The organism is Glutamicibacter bergerei (assembly GCF_054495185.1).
The window spans coordinates 2,212,012-2,233,077 of sequence record NZ_CM137131.1; the positions used below are offsets into that span (position 1 = coordinate 2,212,012).

Sequence of the window (21,066 nt, forward strand, 5' to 3'; positions counted from 1 at the left end):
CACTTGTGTGATCGTTCCGTTTACCAAACCAATATCTCAACAGGGAGTAACCTGCACATGTTTACCAGTCCAGAAGAAGTCTTGGCCTACATTGCCGAGGAAGAAGTCAAGTTCCTCGACGTCCGCTTCACCGATCTACCAGGCGTTCAGCAGCACTTCAACGTCCCGGCAAAATCCGTGGACGCAGACTTCTTCGTCAACGGTCAGCTCTTTGACGGTTCCTCCATCCGCGGTTTCGCTGGAGTCTCCGACTCCGACATGCAGCTGATCCCGGATGTCACCACCGGCTTCGTTGATCCGTTCCGCATCGAGAAGACCTTGGCATTCAACTTCTCCATCATCAACCCACGCACCGGTGAGCCTTACCACCGCGACCCACGTGGCGTTGCAGAGCGTGCCGAAGCCTACCTAGAGTCAACCGGTATCGCAGACACGGCAGTTTTTGCTCCAGAAGCAGAATTCTTCATCTTCGAAGACGTCCGCTACGAGTCCACCCCCCAGGGCGCCTTCTACAAGATCGACTCTGACGAAGCGCCTTGGAACACCGGCCGCAAGGAAGAGGGCGGCAACCAGGGTTACAAGACCCCTTACAAGGGTGGCTACTTCCCAGTGTCGCCAACCGACAAGCAGGCAGATCTGCGCGACGCCATCTGTGTCGAGTTGGACAACGTGGGTCTCGAAGTTGAACGCAGCCACCACGAGGTCGGCGCAGCCGGCCAGGCTGAGATCAACTACAAGTTCAACACCATGGTTCACGCAGCCGACGAACTGATGCTCTTCAAGTACGTTGTGAAGAACGTCGCCGATGCCTGGGGCAAGTCAGCAACCTTCATGCCAAAGCCAGTCTTCGGCGATAACGGCTCGGGCATGCACGTGCACCAGTCGCTGTGGGCCAAGGGCGAGCCACTGTTCTACGACGAAAAGGGCTACGCAGGACTCTCCGATACCGCTCGCTGGTACATCGGTGGCCTGCTGAAGCACGCTTCGGCGGTGCTGGCATTCACCAACCCAACGGTGAACTCCTACCGTCGTCTGGTCAAGGGCTACGAAGCTCCAGTGAACATGGTCTATTCGCAGGGCAACCGCTCCGCAGGTATCCGTATCCCAGTGACCGGTTCGAACCCTAAGGCAAAGCGTATTGAGTTCCGTGCACCTGATGCATCCTCGAACCCATACTTGGCCTTCGCAGCACAGCTCATGGCTGGCTTGGACGGCATCAAGAACCGCATCGAGCCTTCGGACCCAATCGACAAAGATCTCTACGAGCTTCCTGCCGAGGAAGCCAAGGACATCCAGCGCGCTCCAGAGAGCTTAGAAGACGCGTTGAAGGCTCTAGAAGCCGACTACGAGTTCTTGCTCGAAGGCGGCGTGTTCACCGAGGACCTGGTCCGCACCTGGGTCGAGTACAAGCGTGAAAACGAAATCAAGCCACTGAGCCTGCGCCCGAACCCATACGAGTTCGAGCTCTACTACGGTTGCTAATTCTTCACACCTGCTAGCCAACCGCTAACTGAAGGCCTGTCCCGCTGGGACAGGCCTTCTGCGTTAACGAATCAAATAAGCCATAAGACTTAGCACGTGGAGCTTGTCTGACATAGCGTGGAGTCATGGACATCAGTACATGGCTAGCGGTCAAACGCGACGACAACGAAATCGTGGGCTATCTGGAGCCGCTGGACGAAGCCTACGACAAGGTGTGCCCGCGCTCAGTCCTTGGCCACCCGGTACTCGTTGCATGCGACTATATGGACGGCGAAGAGCTGCTTTTAGAGCGTGGAATCGGCGAGCTTGCCAACCAATGGGCATTACATGTCGTGGACCCCAGTGAAAAGGTGCCATTAGCCATCATTGAGGTCTCGGCTCATGGCATCGTAGTCGCCGACGCCTTACTGACCAAAGCATTGGCGCCCACAGAGCGAATCATCGTGCCATGGCCAGATGTCGAGTCAAGGCTTACCCCATACCGGGGCGGTTAGTAGCGGGTTTTTTCTTCTTTCATGGTCCACTCGGTAAAGACCTCCGCGGCCGCTTCAAGGGGCGCATGCGTGAATGGGATAAGCCGCTCCCCCATTGGCTTGTCGAGCTCGGTATAAATCAGCTCATCATCAAAACCGATGCCCGCGGCGTCAACCCGGGTATTGGCGTAGTAGACGTGCCTAAAACGCGACCAATAGATTGCGCCCAGACACATCGGGCAGGGCTCGCAGCTTGTGTAGAGTTCGCAATCTGAAAGATCAAAGGTGGCCAGTTTTGTGCCGGCGTTACGTATCGCGACCACTTCGGCATGGGCGGTAGGATCATTGGATCCGGTAACCTGGTTGGTGCCCGTAGCGATGATTTCGCCGGCCCTCACAACCACTGCGCCGAAAGGGCCGCCCTGATTTGCTTGCATACCGCGACGAGACATCTCCACGGCCTCACGCATGAATCGCTCGTCCATTTCTTCTACCGTTCCATACTCTGTTGTAGGAATAATACTTGGTGCTCAGCTGACCCTGAGGCCTGACGCTAGTCTAGGCAAAATCTCCGATAAACGGGGAGTCTCGTTGATGAGTTATTTATTAGCTTTTGAGCTTCAACGCACGAAAGTACCGCCACCGAGCCAGAACTTGCGCTACACGTAACAACGGATACAGCACTCGCCACGGCATAGCAGATGAAGGTTTGGTCAATGACCTGATGGTGAGGAAAATATTCTCATCACGGCGTTCTAGAATAAATGCTTCTTCCCCGCAGACCGGATGTCCGGGAAGTGTTTGATAAGCGAAACCCACGCGGTATTCGGTGTTCACTACCGCTATCACCCGAACCGGTTCTAGTACCGTCAGCCCTAGGGCGTGCACGCTGATCGCTGGTTCTTGTCCGGGTACTACCGGCACGGCGGGAGTCACCCGAAAACCACTGCGCGTTTTGATTCCCCAGCTCAGCAACTGAGAGCAGGCCCACCGCCACTGCTCAACGCCTTGGCCGATGTAGATGCTCTTTGCCCAGCACGCATACCCTTCCGTGCTTGGTGCCCAGCTACTGTTCGACGGTTCGGTCAACGACGTTTTGTTCTGGTTTTTCAAGGTCTGACCTAGTCTTCGAAGCCGTAGAAGAGTTGTTCAAAAATCGCCCGAGAATGTCTCGTAGCTCGCAGATAATCTTCTTCCAGAGCAGATCCCTGATTTGCTTCGTAACCACACCAACGCGCTACTGCCTCCATATCGCGGGCGGACCGTGGAAGCACATCGCTGGAGCGTCCCGAAGTGATGATCTCGGCACTGCGAATACGGGTAGCCATTGACCAGGTGTAGTCCAAAAGTTCGGCATCTTCTTCGCTGATCAGTTCTAGTCCGGCCATCGCATCAAGTGCTTTGCGGGTCGCTGGTGTGCGCAAGGAGGCATGTTTCCAGGCGTACTGAAGCTGGTAAAACTGCACCAACCACTCAATGTCAGATAGTGACCCCCGACCAAGTTTAAGATGCCGGTTAGGATCCGCTCCGCGTGGAAGCCTTTCGGACTCCACACGTGCCTTGATCTTACGGATGTCTTTCATCTCAGACTCTTCAAGTCCCTTACCGTAGCGAACTGGCTCAATAAGTTTAATGAAGTCTTCGGCAAGCTGTGTGTCACCGGCAAAAGGACGGGCACGCTGTAACGCCTGCCGTTCCCAAACTTCCACCCACCGCTCGTAGTATTTTGCGTATCCGTCAAGCGAGCGAACAAGCATCCCGGCGCGACCTTCGGGGCGTAGATCCGAATCAACTTTGAGCTTTACTTCGGCGGGGATCGCTGGCTTCAGCGGTTTCACACACCAAGAAATCAGCTCCGTGACCACTCGTAGTGCCTGTTCCTGCGATTCTTGTGCGCTCGCGCCGGGCATGGGCCGTTGGACAAAGAGCACGTCAGCGTCCGAACCATAACCGATTTCTGCACCGCCTTGCCGGCCCATGGCAATCACGGTAATCACCGCATGCTCACCATGCTTTTGTTGATCAGCATTGAGCAATACCTTCAGCACACCATCGATCATATTTCCGTCGATATTCGAAAGTGCCTCTCCAACTTGCGAGACATTCAACAGTCCAGCCCCGTCGGCAAGAGCTACCCGCAAGAATTCGCGTCGGCGTACCAGCCGAATTTGTCGAATTGCCGCTTCTGGCTGCTTGGTCCGATGAATGATGGAGGCGTTCTGCTGTTGCAGGCTCTGATAGGACTGCGGTATCAAGGCTGCGTTAGAACCCAGCCAAGCCGCCGCAGCAGGCTCATTAGCCAACAGGTCGGTAAGGAAGCGAGTGTTGGACAACAGATGGCTCAGCCGCTCGGCGGCCGCGTTGGTATCGCGTAGCATCCCTAAGAACCAAGGCGATTTGCCCAGGGCCTCACTCAATCGGCGAAACCCCAGTAGCCCGGCATCCGGGTCTACACCGTGAGCGAACCAATCTAACAACACGGGCAACAACTGTCGTTGCAGTGAAGAACGGCGCGATACTCCCCCGGTGAGCGCTTCGATATGGCGCATTGCAGCCTTCGGATCCAAATAGCCCAAGGCTCGCAATCGTGCCTGAGCCGATTCTGGAGTCAACCGGACATGGTCTGCAGAAAGGTTTGAGCTAGTGACCAGCAGTGGCCGGTAGAAAATACGCTCATGCAGGGAACGGACCAAACGTTTGGTCTCATTCCAGCGGCGCAGTAACCGCTCGGGATTGGTGGCTTGTAAATCGCCGACCCCGCGCACCGCACGGGCAAGGACGCGCTGGGCGCCCTCGACGCGTGGCATCAGGTGGGTTCGCCGAAGCTGGCTCAACTGGATACGGTGCTCTAGCAGGCGTAAATACCGGTAGGACTCATCGAAGTTTTTGGCGTCTTCACGACTGATATAGCCGGTTTCGCTCATGGCCCGAATCGCTAGCGTGGTCGTTGGAACCTGAATGGACGGTTCAACTCGTCCGTGGACCAGCTGCAGTAACTGCACGGTGAATTCCACATCACGTAGCCCACCTGGACCGAGCTTAATCTGCCAAGGAATTTCTTCCTTGTCGATATGATCTGTCACCCGGCGGCGCATCGCTTGAACGGATTCCACAAAACCTTCGCGTTCCGAACTCGACCACACCATCGGTGAGACCATGCGCTCATAAGAGCGGCCCAGCTCGGTATCTCCGGCGATGGCACGTGCTTTGAGCAAGGCTTGGAACTCCCAAGAATGTGCCCAGCGTTTGTAATACGCCTCGTGCGACGACAAGGTCCGCGTCAGCGCACCGTCTTTACCCTCGGGGCGCAGATTTGCGTCAACTTCCCAAAGCATCGGTTCCGGGCCCGGAGTCATGATAACCCGTGCCGTGTTGCCACAAAGAACCGTGGCAATGGCTGCCGCCAGATCCTCATCTACGTGAGGAGTGCTTCCATGCACGTAAATGACATCAACATCTGAAATATAGTTCAGTTCCCGGGCGCCACATTTACCCATGCCAATAATAGAAAGCTTGACGCAGTCAACGTCCTCCGGACTGTATTGCTCGGAGGCTTCAGCGCGTGCAATCGCCAATGCGCCTTCAAGCACTGCGCCAGCCATATCTGCCAGTTCTGCGGCAACCAGCGGAAGAATTTCTTGCGGGTCTGCAGCTCCAAGGTCACGGTATGCCAAGGACAGCAGGGCCTTACGATAACTTGCACGGAGTTTTTGCCGCGCATCAGCACCGATGCTGGAGGAAATCCAATGATTATTGGCCGTTCGGGTTGCCCCGACAGACTCCAGCATGGCGCTACGCATAGTTTCCAAGCTGACCGGTTTAAAGGTTTTGCTCGGAGCCTCACGCACAATGTCCAATGCTTCAGGACACCGGATGAGAAACTCTCCCAGAGCCGAAGACCCGCCAAGCAGACGGACCAATGCGAGGCAATTCTCAGGCTCGCGGAAAATACTTGCAGCTTCCGGATGGCGGTCTACCAAACGCAAGGCCAGTAACAGTGCTTGGTCTGGGTCCGGCGCGTGCGCCATCATCCTCACAATAAGCACCGGGTCAATTTGCGCTAGTTCCTCTGATTCAAGGAATTTCTTCGCGCGTTCGGTATCGCTGAAGCCAGCGTTGATCAGTGCACGTGAGGATACTTCTGCCATGTTTTTCGTGTGTCTCCTGCTGCCGCCACAAGGTGCGCGTGACGTGCGTTTTAGAGGATTCCCAAATACTTGTTGAGCTCAAAAGGGGTGATTACCTGACGGTATTCTTCCCATTCTGCTCGCTTATTCGCTAAGAATGAGTTGAAGACCTGTTCGCCAAGTACCTCGGCCATGAATTCGGATTCTTCCATAGCCTTCAGCGCGTCATGCAAGGTACCCGGTAGCGGAACGTGGCCCGAAGCGCGCCGTTCGGCGGTGGACAATGCCCACACGTCGTCTTCGGTTGGTTCCTCTAGCTCGTAATTCTCGCGAATCCCCTTCAGCCCGGCGCCAAGCAGTGTTGCATACGCTAAGTAAGGGTTCGCTGCCGAATCGATACCGCGATATTCCACTCGTGCGCTTTGGCCTTTACCCGGCTTATACAGTGGCACGCGCACCAAAGCTGAACGGTTGTTATGGCCCCAGGAACGGTAACTTGGAGCTTCGCCGCCGCCCCAAAGTCGTTTATAGGAATTCACGAACTGGTTCGTGATTGCCGTCATTTCTGGCGCATGGTGCAGTATGCCTGCGATAAATGATCGGGCGACATCAGATAATTGGTACTCACGGCCGGCTTCAAAGAACGCATTTGAATCGCCTTCGAAGAGCGAGAAATGAGTGTGCATGCCGCTGCCTGGCTGATCCGAAAACGGCTTGGGCATGAAGGTTGCATGAATGCCCTTCTGCATCGCCATTTCTTTGATCACCGTACGGAAGGTCATGATGTTGTCTGCGGTCTGTAACGCGTCCGCGTAGCGCAAATCAATTTCATTCTGGCCAGGACCGGTCTCATGGTGGGAGAACTCTACCGAGATTCCCAGAGCTTCCAAGGTCGTGACCGAGGCGCGACGGAAATCTTGCCCAACTCCGTCGGGCACATGATCAAAATAGCCGCCGTTATCAATTGGCTGCGGGCGTCCTTGCGCGTCCAGTTTGCTACTTTCTAGCAGGTAGAACTCGATCTCTGGATGTGTATAGCAGGTAAAGCCCATATCAGCGGCTTCGGTCAGCTGACGCTTGAGCACTTGACGTGGATCCGCGTTAGATGGCTGACCTTCGGGGGTGAGGATGTCACAGAACATGCGACTGGTGGGTTCTACTTCACCGCGCCACGGCAAGATCTGGAAGGTCGCAGGATCCGGTTGCAACAGCATGTCCGACTCGGAGATGCGCGACAGCCCGTCGATCGAGGAGCCGTCAAAACCTAGTCCCTCTTCAAAAGCGTCTTCTACTTCAGCCGGAGCCAGTGCAACAGACTTCAAGGAACCGACCACGTCGGTAAACCACATACGCACAAATCGAACGTCTCGTTCTTCAATGGTGCGCAGCACGAATTCTTGCTGACGATCCATAATTCACCGCCTTATAAAAATCTTTGATTCCCGCGCTGATCACGGCAGGGAGTTAAACAACTTGTTGCAAGACTATACGTTTTAAGCCCCGATCTCGCCCCCCGCATCGCAGGGTATAAGTGCGATAAGGTTTTTCTATGCCACAACCATATCTTTCTGACCCCGACAAAGGCCCATCGCGCATTCGGGTTCACCATCTACAGCAGGCAAAAGAACGCGGCGAAAAGTTTGCCATGTTAACTGCATATGACGTCATGATGGCGGAAATTTTCGACCAAGCCGGGATCGAAATCCTACTTGTCGGTGATTCAGCGGCGAATACCGTGATCGGTTACGATTCGACCCTGCCAATTACCGTGGACGAAATGATCGTCTTCACTAAGGCAGTTTCAAACGGTACCAAGCGTGCTTTGGTTGTCGCAGATCTTCCCTTTGGCTCTTATGAGCAGTCTGCCCAACAGGCTGTCGCCACTGCTGTGCGGCTGATGAAAGAAGGTGGCGCGCAGGCGGTGAAGATCGAAGGTGGCCACGAGTTCGCTGAACACGTCCGTGCCATGGTGCTAGCTGGAGTGCCAGTGATCGGACATATCGGTTTCACCCCGCAGTCTGAACATGCTTTGGGTGGGTACCGGATCCAAGGTCGTGGAGACGCGGCCGAAAGCATGATCGCCGACGCCAAAGCTCTAGAGCGCGCAGGCGCTTTCACCATCCTCATGGAAATGGTTCCGAGCCCTGTCGCGGCGAAGGTTGATGAAGTGTTGACGGTACCAACCATTGGTATTGGTGCGGGCAACGCGACCACCGGCCAGGTTTTGGTGTGGCAGGATTTGCTGGGCTTAGGAGCGAACCGCACGCCACGTTTTGTCAAAAAATATGCTGATCTTCGTTCGGTGATTTCGTCGGCGGTAAGCCAATATCATCAGGAAGTCGTCAGCGGTGCTTTCCCATCTGCCGACTACGAATTCAAAGAATAAGCGACTTGGCGCTTAAACGAAGAACCCGCGTATGGAAATACTCCCCTACGCGGGTTCTGCATATTTAGGCTTCTTCTTCGTCCTCGGCATCCCATGCTTCGTTACGAGCCTGCACCTTGCTCATCGCGTTGCGTGCCGCCTCTTCAGTATCGTAGGGGCCTAAAAGTTTCGTCCAATCGGACTGTGGACCCTTCTCAATACTTCCCGTTGATACGTTGTACCAATACTTGCCTTCTTCTGAAATGGAAGTCTCGCTCACCGTAAGCTCCTCGGGTCGTTGGATCTTGATGACTCAACGCTAGCTCAATCTCACGCAGTTCGGTTGATCTTCAAAGCGTATGTTGTGCTCATTGCGTAGTTAGAATGTTTATATGGCTACTGTCGCAACTGCACCTCTTGGAACCTTGACTCCCGGCACAATCTTTCCCGAACTTAGTGTCCCGGCCGATATTGAACGCCCCGAATATGTGGGCAAGAAGGCCCCGGCGGAAAATACTGCCTCAGAGGTGAAAAGCCCTGAAGTTATTGAAAGAATACGTATTGCTTCGCGCATTGCCGCTCAGGCATTGGCCGAAGTAGGCAAAGCCTGCCAGCCAGGAATAACCACCGATGAGCTTGACCGCCTGGGACACGAGTTCCTCATGGACCACAAGGCCTATCCTTCCACCCTGGGATACCGCGGTTTCCCAAAGTCTTTATGCTCATCACTCAATGAAGTTATTTGCCACGGCATCCCAGACAGCACCGTGGTCCAAGATGGCGACATCATCAATATTGATATCACCGCCTACATTGGTGGAGTGCATGGGGATAACAACGCAACATTCCTCGTTGGGGACGTTGACGAAGAATCCCGGTTACTCGTTGAACGTACCGAAATGTCGCTGAAGCGCGCTATTAAATCGGTAATGCCCGGCCGGGAAATTAATGTCATCGGGCGCATCATTGAAAGCTATGCGAAGCGTTTCGGCTACGGCGTGGTCCGCGATTTCACCGGACACGGCGTCGGTGAGGCTTTCCATACCGGCCTGATCATTCCGCATTACGATGCGGCACCGGCCTATAACACCATCATCGAACCCGGCATGGTGTTCACAATCGAACCGATGCTCACCCTAGGCACCACCGAATGGGATATGTGGGAAGACGACTGGACGGTCACTACCCGCGATAAAAAGCGCACCGCACAGTTTGAACACACGCTATTGGTGACCAACGAGGGCGCTGAGATCCTTACGCTCCCATAATTGCTAAGCGCTACAACATCGTGAAACAGCGCAGGCCGAGTCCCACACCGTAAGGGTGGGACTCGGCCTGCGCTGTATCTGTCGCCATCATTGGCGTGCAAAGTTAGTTTGCGGTTAGTGGGCGTTGGTTGCCCTGTGGCGTTGTGGAACGGCGATCACGCAACTTCGCCATCGCAGTTTCAAAATCGGTGAGCGACTGGAAATTGTGATAGACGCTGGCAAATCTTAGGTACGCAACCTCGTCCAGACGTGACAACGGCTCAAGGATGGCCAGTCCGACCTGATGCGCGGGAATTTCCGCTGCACCTGAAGTACGGACCGTTTCTTCAACTTCTTGGGCAAGGATGGCCAAATCGTGATCAGTTACCGGGCGTCCTTGGCATGCCTTACGCACGCCATTAATGACCTTGTGGCGCGAGAAAGGTTCAACCGCGCCAGACTGCTTCAACACGTTCAACGCAGCAGTTTCAGTGGTGGTAAAACGGCGCGAACATTCGGTGCACTGACGACGACGTCGAATTGATACGCCATCATCGGCGACTCTGCTATCGACCACACGCGAATCAGCGTTGCGACAATAAGGGCAATTCATGACACCTCCAACTTTTTGCGATCGTGGTGCTAACCAACGCCGTCGGCGTATAGAAATTCACACACGTCACCTAACAGTTTAGCGTCTAATGGGCTTGGCGCACCGCGACCGCGTCACCGTGTGCTGGGAGGTCCTCGGCATTGGCAAGATTGATCACGTGAGTGGCCACCTCAGCAAGCGCGCTCTTGTCGTAGTTGATCACCTGGATGGCTTTGAGGAACGTGTTCACGTTCAGCCCCGAGGCGTGCAGTGCGGTACCACTGGTTGGCAGCACATGGTTTGAGCCTGCGCAATAATCTCCTAGGGACACCGGAGCAAATTCTCCGACAAAAATCGCCCCGGCAGCGTTGATCCGCGCGGCCACCTCCGCCGCGTTTATGGTGAGGATTTCCAAGTGCTCAGCCGCGTAAGCATTACACACTTCGACGCCCTGATCGAGATCATCAACCAGGATGATTGCCGACTGTCTTCCGGACAGGGCTTGCTGGACGCGTTCGGTGTGTTTCGTGGCCGCTACCTGCGTGCTAAGTTCGGCGCGCACAGCGGTGGCGAGAGCCGGCGAATCGGTCACCAGCACGGCAGCCGCATTAGCGTCGTGTTCGGCTTGCGAGATCATATCTGCCGCGACGAATGATGCGTTGGCAGTTTCATCGGCCAAAATCGCAATTTCGGTGGGTCCGGCCTCCGCGTCGATACCGACGACGCCTTTCACCAGACGCTTCGCTGTGGCCACAAAAACATTGCCCGGACCGGAAATAACATCTACCGGTTCAATATCTCCACGCTGATCGTTCGGGACCTGCACCCCGTAGGCGAAAGCCGCCACGGCCTGGGCCCCGCCCATTGCGTGTACCTCGGTAATTCCTAACAGCTTCGCTGCAGCCAGGATCGTCGGGTGTGGCAGACCGCCAAAATCCGCCTGCGGTGGGCTTGCCAGCGCGAGCGAGGTGACCCCTGCAGCCTGCGCCGGAATGGTGTTCATGATGACCGAGGAAGGGTAAACAGCCAATCCGCCCGGGACATAGAGACCAACGCGTCGCACTGGAACCCAGCGCTGCGTCACGGTTCCACCGTGGCCATATTCAACGGTGACGTCCTGCGGCAACTGAGCTTGAGCAAAGGAGCGGGCACGCTTGATGGACTCTTCTAAAGCCAAGCGGACCTGCGGATCAAGCTCGTTCAAGGCTCGATCTAATTCTGCTTGCGGGACCCGAGTATGTTCCAGTTCAACCTTATCGAACCGCTTGGCGAGGTCCTTGAGCGTTTCCATACCATGTTCACGCACGTCGTTGATGATTTGCTGGACAACCTCTGCGGCCGTCTGCGAATTCATTTCAGGTCGAGGCAATTTGGCTTTGAGCTGAGCACGGTTGAGTTTCGCTCCACGCCAGTCAATGGTCGCGAGTTCGGAAAAATCGGTATCTGGGTTTAAGGTCACCACCCCAGTTTAACGTGTAAGACCGGATTGGGTTCCCATAAGTTACCCCATCCGGTCATACATTATGCGATTGCTACACGTCCAGGCAGGCCGGGCCGAGCAGTACCTTCAAATCTCCGAACAGAGCAGGGTTCGGATTAACCCTGAAATTCATGCCTAGTCTCATCAAGGAGGTACCACGGCTTCCGCTGAGCTTTACCCGCACCTCGGTGTTTCCGCTATGGGTGCGCAGCACATCTCCGAGTTTCTGGATTAGCGTCTCGGTAGCTTTATGCGTAGGTATACCGATAACTACCGGTCCGGTACCTGAGGTATCGGAGAGTTCGGGGATCATCATCTCTTGGGCGTTAAGTGTGATCGATCCATCGTCGCGGCGTTGTACACGTCCCTTGATCACGACAATCAAGTCATCGGCCAGGATCTCGGCGATTGGCTGGTAGGCCTGACCGAAGAACATCACTTCCATGGAACCGGAAAGGTCCTCAATTTCACTGCGTGCGTAGGGGTTGCCAGATTTTTTGGCAATACGTCGCTGCAGCCCGCTGATCATTCCTGCTATCGAAATGACATGTCCGTCGGCTGGTCCTTCATCGGACAACACGCTCGTCACCGGCATGTCCGCGTACTGGTCAAGGGCGGAGCCCAAACCTTGCAGCGGGTGATCCGAGACGTAGAGACCGAGCATATCTCGTTCGTAGGCAAGCTTTTCCTTCTTCTCCCAGTCGGGAAGATCAGGAATTGCTACCGTCATCGCATCTGAGACATCGGAGGTATCCAGTGCACTAAACAGATCAAACTGGTTCGCCGCTTCATTGCGCTTGAGCTGAATGACCGAGTCGACGGCCTCTTCGTGAATGGCCACCAGAGCCCGGCGCGGGTGCTTCAGCGAGTCGAAGGCGCCGGCCTTGATCAAGGACTCAATGGTGCGCTTGTTGCAGACCACTGCAGGGACCTTGCTCAAAAAGTCGCTGAAATCCCGGTACGCGCCCTTTTCAGTTCGCGCTTCAACCATGCCGGCCACCGCGTTAGCACCGACGTTACGGATAGCACCCATGCCGAAGCGGATGTCTTTACCCACAGGGGTGAAGTTCAGTGCTGATTCATTAACATCTGGCGGAAGTACGGTGATGCCGATGTGCCGGCATTCGTTTAGGTACAGCGCCAGCTTGTCCTTGTCATCGCCGACCGAGGTGAGCAATGCTGCCATGTATTCGGCCGGGTAGTGCGCCTTGAGGTATGCGGTCCAGTAGGACACCACCCCGTAGGCAGCTGAGTGGGCTTTGTTGAACGCGTAGTCGGAGAACGGCAGCAGAATGTCCCACAGGGTTTTCACCGCTGCGTCTGAATATCCGTTGTCGTTCATACCCTGTTTGAAGCCGGCGAACTGCTTATCCAGTTCTGACTTCTTCTTTTTACCCATGGCACGGCGCAGAATATCTGCCTGGCCCAGCGAGTAGCCGGCAAGCTTCTGCGCGATCGCCATAACCTGCTCCTGATACACAATCAGGCCGTAGGTTCCGCCGAGAATGTCGGCTAGTGGTTCTGCGAGCTCCAGGTGGATCGGGGTGACATCCTGCAACCCGGTTTTACGCAACGCATAGTTTGTATGCGAGTTAGCGCCCATGGGACCTGGTCGGTACAAGGCGATCACAGCGGAGATATCTTCGAAGTTATCCGGGCGCATCATCTTCAACAGTGAGCGCATTGGCCCACCATCGAGCTGGAACACACCAAGGGTGTCACCACGAGCTAGCAGGTTATAGGCTTCGGTGTCTTCGAGCGTCAGTACCTCGAGGTCTAGCTCATCCCCTGTGTTGTACGTGATGTTTTCCAACGCGTCGGAAATGATGGTGAGGTTACGCAACCCCAAGAAGTCCATCTTGATCAAACCCAAGCCTTCACAGGTCGGGTAGTCGAACTGGGTAATAACCTGGCCGTCTTGGATACGACGCATGATCGGGATGACGTCGATGATCGGATCCGAGCTCATGATCACGCCGGCGGCGTGTACGCCCCACTGACGCTTGAGCCCTTCAATGCCCTTGGCCGTTTCGAAAACACGTGCAGCTTCTGGGTCGTTGGCCACCAGATTACGGAAATCTCCGGCTTCTGAATAACGCTTTGAATCTGGGTTATCAATATCGTTCAGTGGGATATCTTTAGCCATCACTGCCGGTGGCAGGGCCTTGGTCAAGGTTTCACCCATGCTAAATGGGTAGCCCAGCACACGAGAGGAGTCCTTCAATGCCTGCTTGGTCTTGATGGAACCATAGGTGACGATCATTGAAACACGTTCGTCGCCATACTTTTCGGTCACATACTTGATGACCTCCGAGCGGCGCCTATCATCGAAGTCCACGTCGAAGTCGGGCATGGAAACACGTTCCGGGTTCAAGAAACGTTCAAAGATCAACCCGTGTACCAATGGGTCCAGGTCGGTAATACGCATCGCGTAGGCAACCATTGAACCGGCACCGGAACCACGTCCTGGACCCACGCGGATGCCATTGCTCTTTGACCAGTTAATAAAGTCGGCGACGACTAGGAAGTAGCCGGGGAATCCCATCTTGATGATGACATCAAGCTCGTAGTCGGCCTGCCTGCGTGAGTCTTCGGGGATGCCATTGGGGTACCTGTAGTGCAGTCCCTTGTCTACTTCTTTAATGAGCCAGCTGGTTTCGTCTTCTCCCGGCGGGCAAGGGAACTTAGGCATGTAGTTTGCGTTGGTGTCGAAAGAAAGATCAACACGGTCAGCGATTTCAAGGGTGTTGTCGCATGCCTCGGGGTGTTCTTTGAACAACTCACGCATTTCGCGTGCACTCTTTAGGTAATAGCCAGATCCAGAGAATGCGAAACGGCTGCCGCCCTGGTCATAGGTCGGCTCGTCGAGAGTGGAACCGGAGTTGATTGCCAGTAGCGCCTCATGGGCCTTCGAATCGGCTTCATGGGTGTAGTGAAGATCGTTGGTGGCAACGAGCGGGATGTCTAGTTCGCGGGCCAGGCGCAGAAGATCTTTGGTGATTCTGCGTTCAATCTCTAGACCGTGGTCCATGATCTCGCAGAAATAATTTTCTTTGCCGAACAAGTCTTGAAGTTCGGCTGCCGCAGCCTTGGCCGCGTCATACTGGCCTAGACGTAACTTGGTCTGGACTTCACCTGAGGGGCAACCTGTCGTGGCGATCAGGCCTTCGGAGTGCTCGTTGAGCAGTTCGCGGTCCCAGCGTGGGTATTTGCCAAAGACTGAGTCAAGCGATGCCCGGGAGGATCCCTTGAAGAGGTTATCCATACCCTTGTTGTTGTAAGACAACAAGGTCATATGGTTATACAGGCCACCACCGGAGACGTCGTCACCCTTTTGGGATTCGTCGGTGCGCCACTTCACACGAGTCTTATCGTTTCTCGCCGTGCCAGGAGTTACATAGGCTTCGACGCCGATGATTGGTTTTACTCCGGCATCGGTAGCCCGCTTCCAGAAGTCGAAGGCACCAAAAAGGTATCCATGGTCGGTAATCGCCATGGCTTCCATGCCTTGTCGGTTAGCTTCTTCAAAAAGCTCCGAAAGCCGGGCTGCCCCGTCCAACATGGAGTATTCGGTATGGGTATGCAGATGGACAAATCCGTCACGTGTCGCGCTCACTGAACCAGTCTAACGATTTACGCCACGAATATCGTCCACCTGCCACCGGCTGTGGGAGCTCTCATAGCCGGTGGGCCATAGGACTAGTAGCCACCTTCGCGCAACAGTTCTAGCGCACCGGCGAGGTCATGCGGGTATTCGCTCTCATATTCAACCCATTCTCCGGTGACCGGGTGATTAAATCCCAGCCGTTTGGCATGTAGCCACTGGCGCGTCAACCCCAACGCGGCACCTAGGTTAGGGTCGGCCCCATAGGTCTGGTCGCCAACGCAGGGGTGCCCAAAGGCGGAGAAGTGCACACGAATCTGATGGGTGCGTCCGGTTTCTAGATGCACTTCTACCAGACTTGCTCGGCCGAAGGCTTCGAGCATCTCATAGTGCGTGACGGAGTCGCGTCCACCTTCCAGGACAGCGAACTTCCAGTCATGACCTGGGTGCCGGCCGATCGGTGCATCGATGGTGCCTTCAAGAGGATCAGGTAGCCCTTGAACTACCGCATGATAAACCTTTTTGGGGGTGCGTTCCTTAAACGCGCGCTTCAGACCCGTGTAGGCACGCTCAGATTTGGCTACCACCATGAGTCCGCTCGTTCCCACGTCGAGGCGGTGGACAATGCCCTGACGCTCGGCGGCACCAGAGGTAGAAATATTGTAGCCTTCGGCCATTAGCGCACCTACGACAGTAGGCCCGACCCATCCAGGAGAAGGATGTGCGGCGACTCCGACCGGCTTATCGATGACAACGTAGTCGTCTTCGTCGGCAATGATCTTCAAATCTTCCACGGCAATTACTCTAATTTCTAGTGGGTCGGACTGCGGTGGAATACTTACGCGCAACGCGTCGCCCGCTCTAACCTTCAGCGGCTTCGTCACTACACGTCCATTAACTTCAACCATGGAGTCTTTGAACAGCGTCTTCGCTAAAACTCTAGGGATCTCCAACACCTTGGCAAGATACGAGTCCAGCCGTTGTCCGGCATCCTCGTCAGCCACGAGCAGTTCATGGATCTGAGTTCCCCCAGTAGTGCTCATGCTGTGGGCTCCGTCTTCTCATCGTCAGCGTCAGTCTTGTTGTTTTTGGGCGGATCACCAATGGTTCCATCGAGGTTGCGTCCGCGTATCAGCATCAGGGCCACGACGATCATCGAACAAACAATAAATGAGTCTGCAACGTTGAAAATTGCGAAGTGTTGGACTGAAAACATGTCGACAACGTGGCCGAAGCCAAAGGCCGGTTCGCGGAACAAGCGGTCGGTCAGATTTCCTAGCACTCCCCCGAGCAAAGAACCCAAGACGATCGCCCAGCCGCGTGTGCCCACTTTGCGCAACAGCAGATAAATCACGTATACGGCTACCGCAGCCTGCAGAATGGCGAAAATGATGGTGAAATCTTCGCCGATGGAAAAGGCTGCACCCGGGTTGAGAATGTAGTGGATATCCAAGAAATTCGGAATCACTTCAATTGATTCTCCGAGTTTCATTGTTCTCTCAACGAGAATCTTGACGGCTTGATCAAGAACTAGCGCTACTAAGGCGATGATCAGGCCAAGACCTGTGAAGCGCTTAGCCGCGGCAGCACTCCTAGATGGTGAAGCACTCACACTGTTACCCATTAATTCCCTTTAAACAACAACGGTGGTGCCGGATCAATCCGAGCACCACCGTTAATTGTACTGATATTTAGTTCAAGCCATCAAACCCGATAAGGATTAGTTGGTCTTCCCTGCGTTATCAATGGATCCCTGCGACTCAAGGTCGCGGAGCTGTCCTTCGATGTAAGTCTTCAGACGTGCACGGTAGTCACGCTCGAAGCCGCGAAGCTGCTCAAGCTTACGCTCAAGTACCGACTTCTGCTGCTCCAGTGCAGAGAGAGTCTTACGGCTCTTTTCTTCTGCGGTGGTAACCAGCGAGTTTGCCTCGGTCTTAGCTTCCGAGATGATCTTGTCGCGCTGCTCAACACCGGAGGCGACATATTCATCGTGCAGACGCTGTGCCATGGCAAGCACGTTAGCTGCGGATTCTGCGGACTCGGTGCGAGGGGCAGCAGCAGGAACAGCGTTGGCTCCAGGAGCCGCGTCCTTCTTGTCCTCGACCTTAGCTGCAGCAACCGGAGCTTCGGTCTTCTTGACCTCAGCGGCTGGAGCAGCAACTGGAGTCTCGACCTTCTTAGGCTCTTCGGTCTTGGTTTCGACCTTCTTCTCTTCAGCTGGCTTAGCAGCTGGAGCGGCGGCAACTGGAGCAGGAACTGACTGTTCCTTGGCCGAGACGTTAGTGTCTCCACCCTGCCCTGCCAAGCGGCGGCGCAACTCTTCGTTCTCACCGGTCAGGCGACGTAATTCCACAACGATCTCGTCGAGGAAGTCATCTACCTCGTCTTGGTCGTAGCCTTCTCGGAACTTGGTCGGCTGAAACCGCTTATTGACTACGTCTTCTGGCGTCAAAGCCATTGGGTCACCTCAATACTGGGATCATTTCCGCCCGACAGTTGCTGTCTTGCGAAACACTTACCGTTCATTCAGTGTCGCGACCGGTGAAGTCGGAGCACCATTTCCTAAAGGATATAACGATTCGGACACTAATTACGAAACCGAACTGCCGGTTCAACTCAATTTTACTGTTTTTCGCCCTTCAGGAGCTCTTTAGAACCTCGTATTCTTCTACGAAATGCCTAATCAGTTCCCTAGGTTGTAACCTACGCCACTTACGATCGATTTGACAATCATTACGACGATAAACAGGATCAAAAATGACAAGTCAAGCCGGATTCCACCGATATCCAGAGGTTTGATCTTGCGACGCAGCCACCGGAGTGGAGGGTCAGTTATCGTGACGATTGTTGTCGCAGCGACCAGAGCAATCCCCTTAGGGTGCCAGTGCCGAGCGAAACTTTCAGTTATATCCAACACAATTCGCATTATTAGCAGAATTTGTAGGACAGCTAACAAGAGATAAATTATCCCGAACACCATTTTTACGCGCTCGCTCCTGGCAACTTAGCTCTGGTTAAAGAAGGTCGCCTGGGCTTCGGACTGCTTGCGGTCTTCACCCAGTACTTCAACAGTGGCTGGGGACAGCAAGAAGACCTTGTTAGTTACTCGTTCAATCGAGCCGTGGAGAGCGAAAACCAGGCCAGCCGAAAAATCGACTAAACGCTTGGCATCTGTTTCTCCCATGTCGGTGACATTCATGATCACCGGGATTCCGTCACGGAAGTTCTCACCGATGATTTTGGCATCGTTGTAAGAACGTGGGTGCACGGTAGTAATTTGACGCAATTCGGAATCCTCATCCCGTACTGAAGGGGCACGCTTAATGGGTGTGACCGGAGCACGGTATTCGTTCTCTGGTTCTTTGGCTACTGAATGCGGTGCAACCGATTTAACAACCGGCTGCGGGCGCGGGGCCTCGACTGGACGTTGCGTTGCAACATCATCGACGGCCCGTACCTGGGTCCTCGGTTCTGAGTTGTCCGTTTCGACCTCACTCTGCTCAACGGCATCCGCCAAGCCGAGATAGACCATTGCCTTGCGTAGTCCGTCAGCCACGTTTTTTCTCCTCAGTTGTCCCGTGCATGCAACCCCAGGTGCATGATTCCGCTACTCTGACGCTACCGCACGCCAAACGACTGGCATTGCTCATTCGATTTTTTTGCGCGGTGTGTCGCGCGGGCCTATGTTTTCGGCCAAATCAGCCCCGCCAGTCGGCCCGACCGTGAACTTCTTCGGTAGGAGAAGAATCTCTCATCTTCTAGGGTGCAGACACCGCTTTGCTGCACGCTTACTCCGAGATCTGACAGTTCCTTTTGCGCGGATGCCGGCAAATCGAGAGCCGCCGTTCCCCAGCTAGTATTGCTTCGTATTCCGGGACGAGATTCCTCGGATTCGGCGGCCATTGATTCTGGGACCTCATAGCATCGGCCGCAGATTGCTGGGCCAATAACGGCCTCGATGTGGGTGGCCCCCAATGCTTGAAGTTCACCCACTGTACGAGTCAATATTCCGTCCAGCAGTCCGCGTCGACCCGCGTGAGCTGCGGCGGTGAACGTTTGCTTCTGGGTAGCGTCCTTTGCGACGAACAGCACCGGCAGACAATCGGCAACCATTACTGCCAACGCTTCGCGTCCGGTGGGGTCCACCAGTGCGTCGCAGGTTGGCGCTTCTGGCTCTGTCCACGAGGTGCGCCGCTGTGAGGCTATGTGCACAACCTCGGTGGAATGAATCTGGTTCATGAAGTGCAAAGAAAAACGTCGAACCCCGATCGAGTCTTCCAATCTGGCTCGATGTTCCCCCACTAGGTGGGGATCATCGTTCACATGCAAGGCAAGGTTTCCCTCGGCTTGCGTGGTAAACGCCAGGTGGATACTCGAATCGAGGTTCGACGCGAAATGTAGCACTGCTCAGCTAATCGCTGGTTTACTTCAGGAAGTCAGGAACGTCCAGATCATCGTTCGAACCGTTAAGGTCTGAATCGACGACATCAGGAAGATCCTGGAAGGAGTTGTTCTGCTCTGCAGCAACCGGCTTCGCTTCCGGCGCTGGCGCCGCTTCTGCCGGTGCAGCCTGTGGAACAGGCTGCTCTTGCGCTGGACGGTTCGCTGCTGGCTTGGAGACCAACGGTGCCATTGGCTTGCTGGTGACATCTGGCTCGTCAAAGCCTGCTGCAATCACCGTGACACGCGCTTCGTCGCCCAAGGCGTCGTCAATGACGGCACCGAAGATGATGTTTGCCTCTGGGTGTGCGACTTCCTGCACTAGTCGAGCAGCCTCGTTGATCTCGAACAAGCCGAGATCCGAACCGCCCTGGATGGAAAGAAGCACGCCGTGTGCGCCGTCGATGGAAGCTTCCAGCAGTGGCGAAGCGATTGCTAGTTCGGCGGCCTTAACCGCGCGATCTTCGCCTCGGGCCGAGCCGATGCCCATCAATGCCGAACCAGCACCCTGCATCACGGACTTGACGTCCGCGAAGTCGAGGTTGATCAGCCCTGAGGTGGTGATTAGGTCGGTGATGCCCTGAACGCCGGAAAGCAAGACCTGGTCTGCCTGACGGAATGCGTCGAGCACCGACACGTTACGGTCAGAGATGGACAGCAGGCGATCGTTAGGAATAACGATCAGCGTGTCGACCTCATCGCGCAATGCTTCAATGCCGTTTTCGGCAGAGTTAGCACGACGACGACCTTCGAAGGTGAATGGACGGGTTACGACACCGATGGTCAGTGCACCCAATCCGCGGGCGATACGTGCCACGACAGGTGCGCCACCGGTACCGGTGCCGCCACCTTCGCCGGCGGTCACGAAGACCATATCGGCGCCGCGTAGAACGTCTTCGATCTCTTCTACGTGGTCTTCGGCTGCCTGGCGTCCCACATCAGGGTTAGCACCAGCACCGAGGCCACGCGTAAGTTCGCGTCCCACGTCTAGCTTTACGTCGGCATCACTCATGAGTAGAGCCTGCGCATCGGTATTGATGGCGATGAACTCAACGCCCTTGAGACCGACTTCGATCATTCGATTGACTGCGTTTACACCGCCACCGCCGATTCCGACGACTTTAATGACCGCGAGGTAATTCTGTGGAGCTGCCACGTCCCGCTTCCCTTGTTAGATGTGCTACATAATTCACGATTCATGCGTAAAACCTTGACTCTTAACCTTAAGGTTAAGATTGTGTCAAGCTATCGTTATT

Annotated in this window: 19 protein-coding genes; 4 read left to right on the forward strand and 15 right to left on the reverse strand. The window is 55.0% G+C overall.

Translation table 11 applies throughout. The features are described from left to right. Positions 1 to 57 precede the first annotated feature (57 nt). On the forward strand, positions 58 to 1,482 hold the full coding sequence (glnA, locus tag ACX5K5_RS10225; protein WP_096257110.1) for a type I glutamate--ammonia ligase: 1,425 nt from the start codon (positions 58 to 60) through the stop codon (positions 1,480 to 1,482). Positions 1,483 to 1,607: 125 nt separating this feature from the next. Continuing rightward, positions 1,608 to 1,976, forward strand: a complete 369-nt coding sequence (locus tag ACX5K5_RS10230) for a hypothetical protein (RefSeq protein WP_096257111.1) — start codon at positions 1,608 to 1,610, stop codon at positions 1,974 to 1,976. Here ACX5K5_RS10230 and ACX5K5_RS10235 read toward each other — a convergent pair. From ACX5K5_RS10235 to glnA (ACX5K5_RS10250), 4 genes are all read right to left on the reverse strand, one after another. Beyond that, positions 1,973 to 2,440, reverse strand: a complete 468-nt coding sequence (locus ACX5K5_RS10235; RefSeq protein ID WP_096257112.1) for a nucleoside deaminase — start codon at positions 2,438 to 2,440, stop codon at positions 1,973 to 1,975. The two genes, ACX5K5_RS10230 and ACX5K5_RS10235, sit on opposite strands and share 4 nt — an antisense overlap. 121 nt (positions 2,441 to 2,561) lie before the next feature. Then, positions 2,562 to 3,068, reverse strand: coding sequence for a DUF1990 domain-containing protein (locus ACX5K5_RS10240; protein ID WP_459174357.1), 507 nt, complete (start codon positions 3,066 to 3,068; stop codon positions 2,562 to 2,564). An 8-nt stretch (positions 3,069 to 3,076) separates the two neighbouring features. Further along, the gene (locus tag ACX5K5_RS10245) at positions 3,077 to 6,103 is read right to left on the reverse strand and encodes a bifunctional [glutamine synthetase] adenylyltransferase/[glutamine synthetase]-adenylyl-L-tyrosine phosphorylase (RefSeq protein ID WP_188685736.1); all 3,027 of its coding nucleotides are present in this window, start codon (positions 6,101 to 6,103) and stop codon (positions 3,077 to 3,079) included. 50 nt (positions 6,104 to 6,153) lie between these two features. Next, positions 6,154 to 7,494: a type I glutamate--ammonia ligase gene (glnA, locus tag ACX5K5_RS10250; protein ID WP_096257115.1), complete on the reverse strand. Its 1,341-nt coding sequence runs from the start codon at positions 7,492 to 7,494 to the stop codon at positions 6,154 to 6,156. Positions 7,495 to 7,631: 137 nt separating this feature from the next. Between glnA (ACX5K5_RS10250) and panB the strand changes: the two genes are divergently transcribed. Further along, positions 7,632 to 8,468, forward strand: coding sequence for a 3-methyl-2-oxobutanoate hydroxymethyltransferase (gene panB, locus ACX5K5_RS10255; protein ID WP_096257116.1), 837 nt, complete (start codon positions 7,632 to 7,634; stop codon positions 8,466 to 8,468). 64 nt (positions 8,469 to 8,532) lie between these two features. On the opposite strand, the gene ACX5K5_RS10260 is transcribed toward panB, so the two are convergent. Continuing rightward, a complete protein-coding gene (locus tag ACX5K5_RS10260) occupies positions 8,533 to 8,727 on the reverse strand; it encodes an SPOR domain-containing protein (RefSeq protein WP_229677107.1) in 195 nt (64 codons plus the stop codon). A gap of 112 nt (positions 8,728 to 8,839) precedes the next feature. Between ACX5K5_RS10260 and map the strand changes: the two genes are divergently transcribed. Further along, on the forward strand, positions 8,840 to 9,715 hold the full coding sequence (gene map / locus ACX5K5_RS10265; RefSeq protein WP_188685734.1) for a type I methionyl aminopeptidase: 876 nt from the start codon (positions 8,840 to 8,842) through the stop codon (positions 9,713 to 9,715). A gap of 103 nt (positions 9,716 to 9,818) precedes the next feature. Here the strand turns inward: map and nrdR are convergent, their stop codons facing one another. From nrdR to ftsZ, 10 genes are all read right to left on the reverse strand, one after another. Further along, entirely contained in the window at positions 9,819 to 10,307 is a 489-nt protein-coding gene (nrdR, locus tag ACX5K5_RS10270) for a transcriptional regulator NrdR (RefSeq protein ID WP_096257118.1), read from the reverse strand. 85 nt (positions 10,308 to 10,392) lie between these two features. Continuing rightward, positions 10,393 to 11,745 (reverse strand): histidinol dehydrogenase, encoded by a 1,353-nt coding sequence (gene hisD, locus ACX5K5_RS10275; RefSeq protein WP_188685728.1) that lies wholly within the window; start codon positions 11,743 to 11,745, stop codon positions 10,393 to 10,395. Positions 11,746 to 11,818: 73 nt separating this feature from the next. After that, positions 11,819 to 15,328: a DNA polymerase III subunit alpha gene (gene dnaE / locus ACX5K5_RS10280; RefSeq protein ID WP_459175436.1), complete on the reverse strand. Its 3,510-nt coding sequence runs from the start codon at positions 15,326 to 15,328 to the stop codon at positions 11,819 to 11,821. A gap of 137 nt (positions 15,329 to 15,465) precedes the next feature. Next, the gene (locus tag ACX5K5_RS10285; RefSeq protein WP_096257121.1) at positions 15,466 to 16,413 is read right to left on the reverse strand and encodes an RluA family pseudouridine synthase; all 948 of its coding nucleotides are present in this window, start codon (positions 16,411 to 16,413) and stop codon (positions 15,466 to 15,468) included. After that, positions 16,410 to 16,982 (reverse strand): signal peptidase II, encoded by a 573-nt coding sequence (gene lspA / locus ACX5K5_RS10290; protein WP_229677106.1) that lies wholly within the window; start codon positions 16,980 to 16,982, stop codon positions 16,410 to 16,412. The genes ACX5K5_RS10285 and lspA overlap by 4 nt, the downstream gene beginning before the upstream one ends. 108 nt (positions 16,983 to 17,090) lie before the next feature. Next, on the reverse strand, positions 17,091 to 17,828 hold the full coding sequence (locus ACX5K5_RS10295; protein ID WP_096257123.1) for a DivIVA domain-containing protein: 738 nt from the start codon (positions 17,826 to 17,828) through the stop codon (positions 17,091 to 17,093). A gap of 225 nt (positions 17,829 to 18,053) precedes the next feature. Beyond that, positions 18,054 to 18,350 carry a YggT family protein gene (locus ACX5K5_RS10300; protein ID WP_096257124.1) on the reverse strand — a complete coding sequence of 99 codons (297 nt, stop codon included), beginning with the start codon at positions 18,348 to 18,350 and terminating at the stop codon, positions 18,054 to 18,056. A 24-nt stretch (positions 18,351 to 18,374) separates the two neighbouring features. Beyond that, a complete protein-coding gene (locus ACX5K5_RS10305) occupies positions 18,375 to 18,926 on the reverse strand; it encodes a cell division protein SepF (protein ID WP_096257125.1) in 552 nt (183 codons plus the stop codon). A 125-nt stretch (positions 18,927 to 19,051) separates the two neighbouring features. Further along, positions 19,052 to 19,774, reverse strand: coding sequence for a purine nucleoside phosphorylase YfiH/LACC1 family protein (locus ACX5K5_RS10310; protein WP_441663921.1), 723 nt, complete (start codon positions 19,772 to 19,774; stop codon positions 19,052 to 19,054). A gap of 19 nt (positions 19,775 to 19,793) precedes the next feature. Continuing rightward, positions 19,794 to 20,966 carry a cell division protein FtsZ gene (gene ftsZ, locus ACX5K5_RS10315; protein ID WP_188685725.1) on the reverse strand — a complete coding sequence of 391 codons (1,173 nt, stop codon included), beginning with the start codon at positions 20,964 to 20,966 and terminating at the stop codon, positions 19,794 to 19,796. Between the last annotated feature and the right edge of the window lie 100 nt (positions 20,967 to 21,066).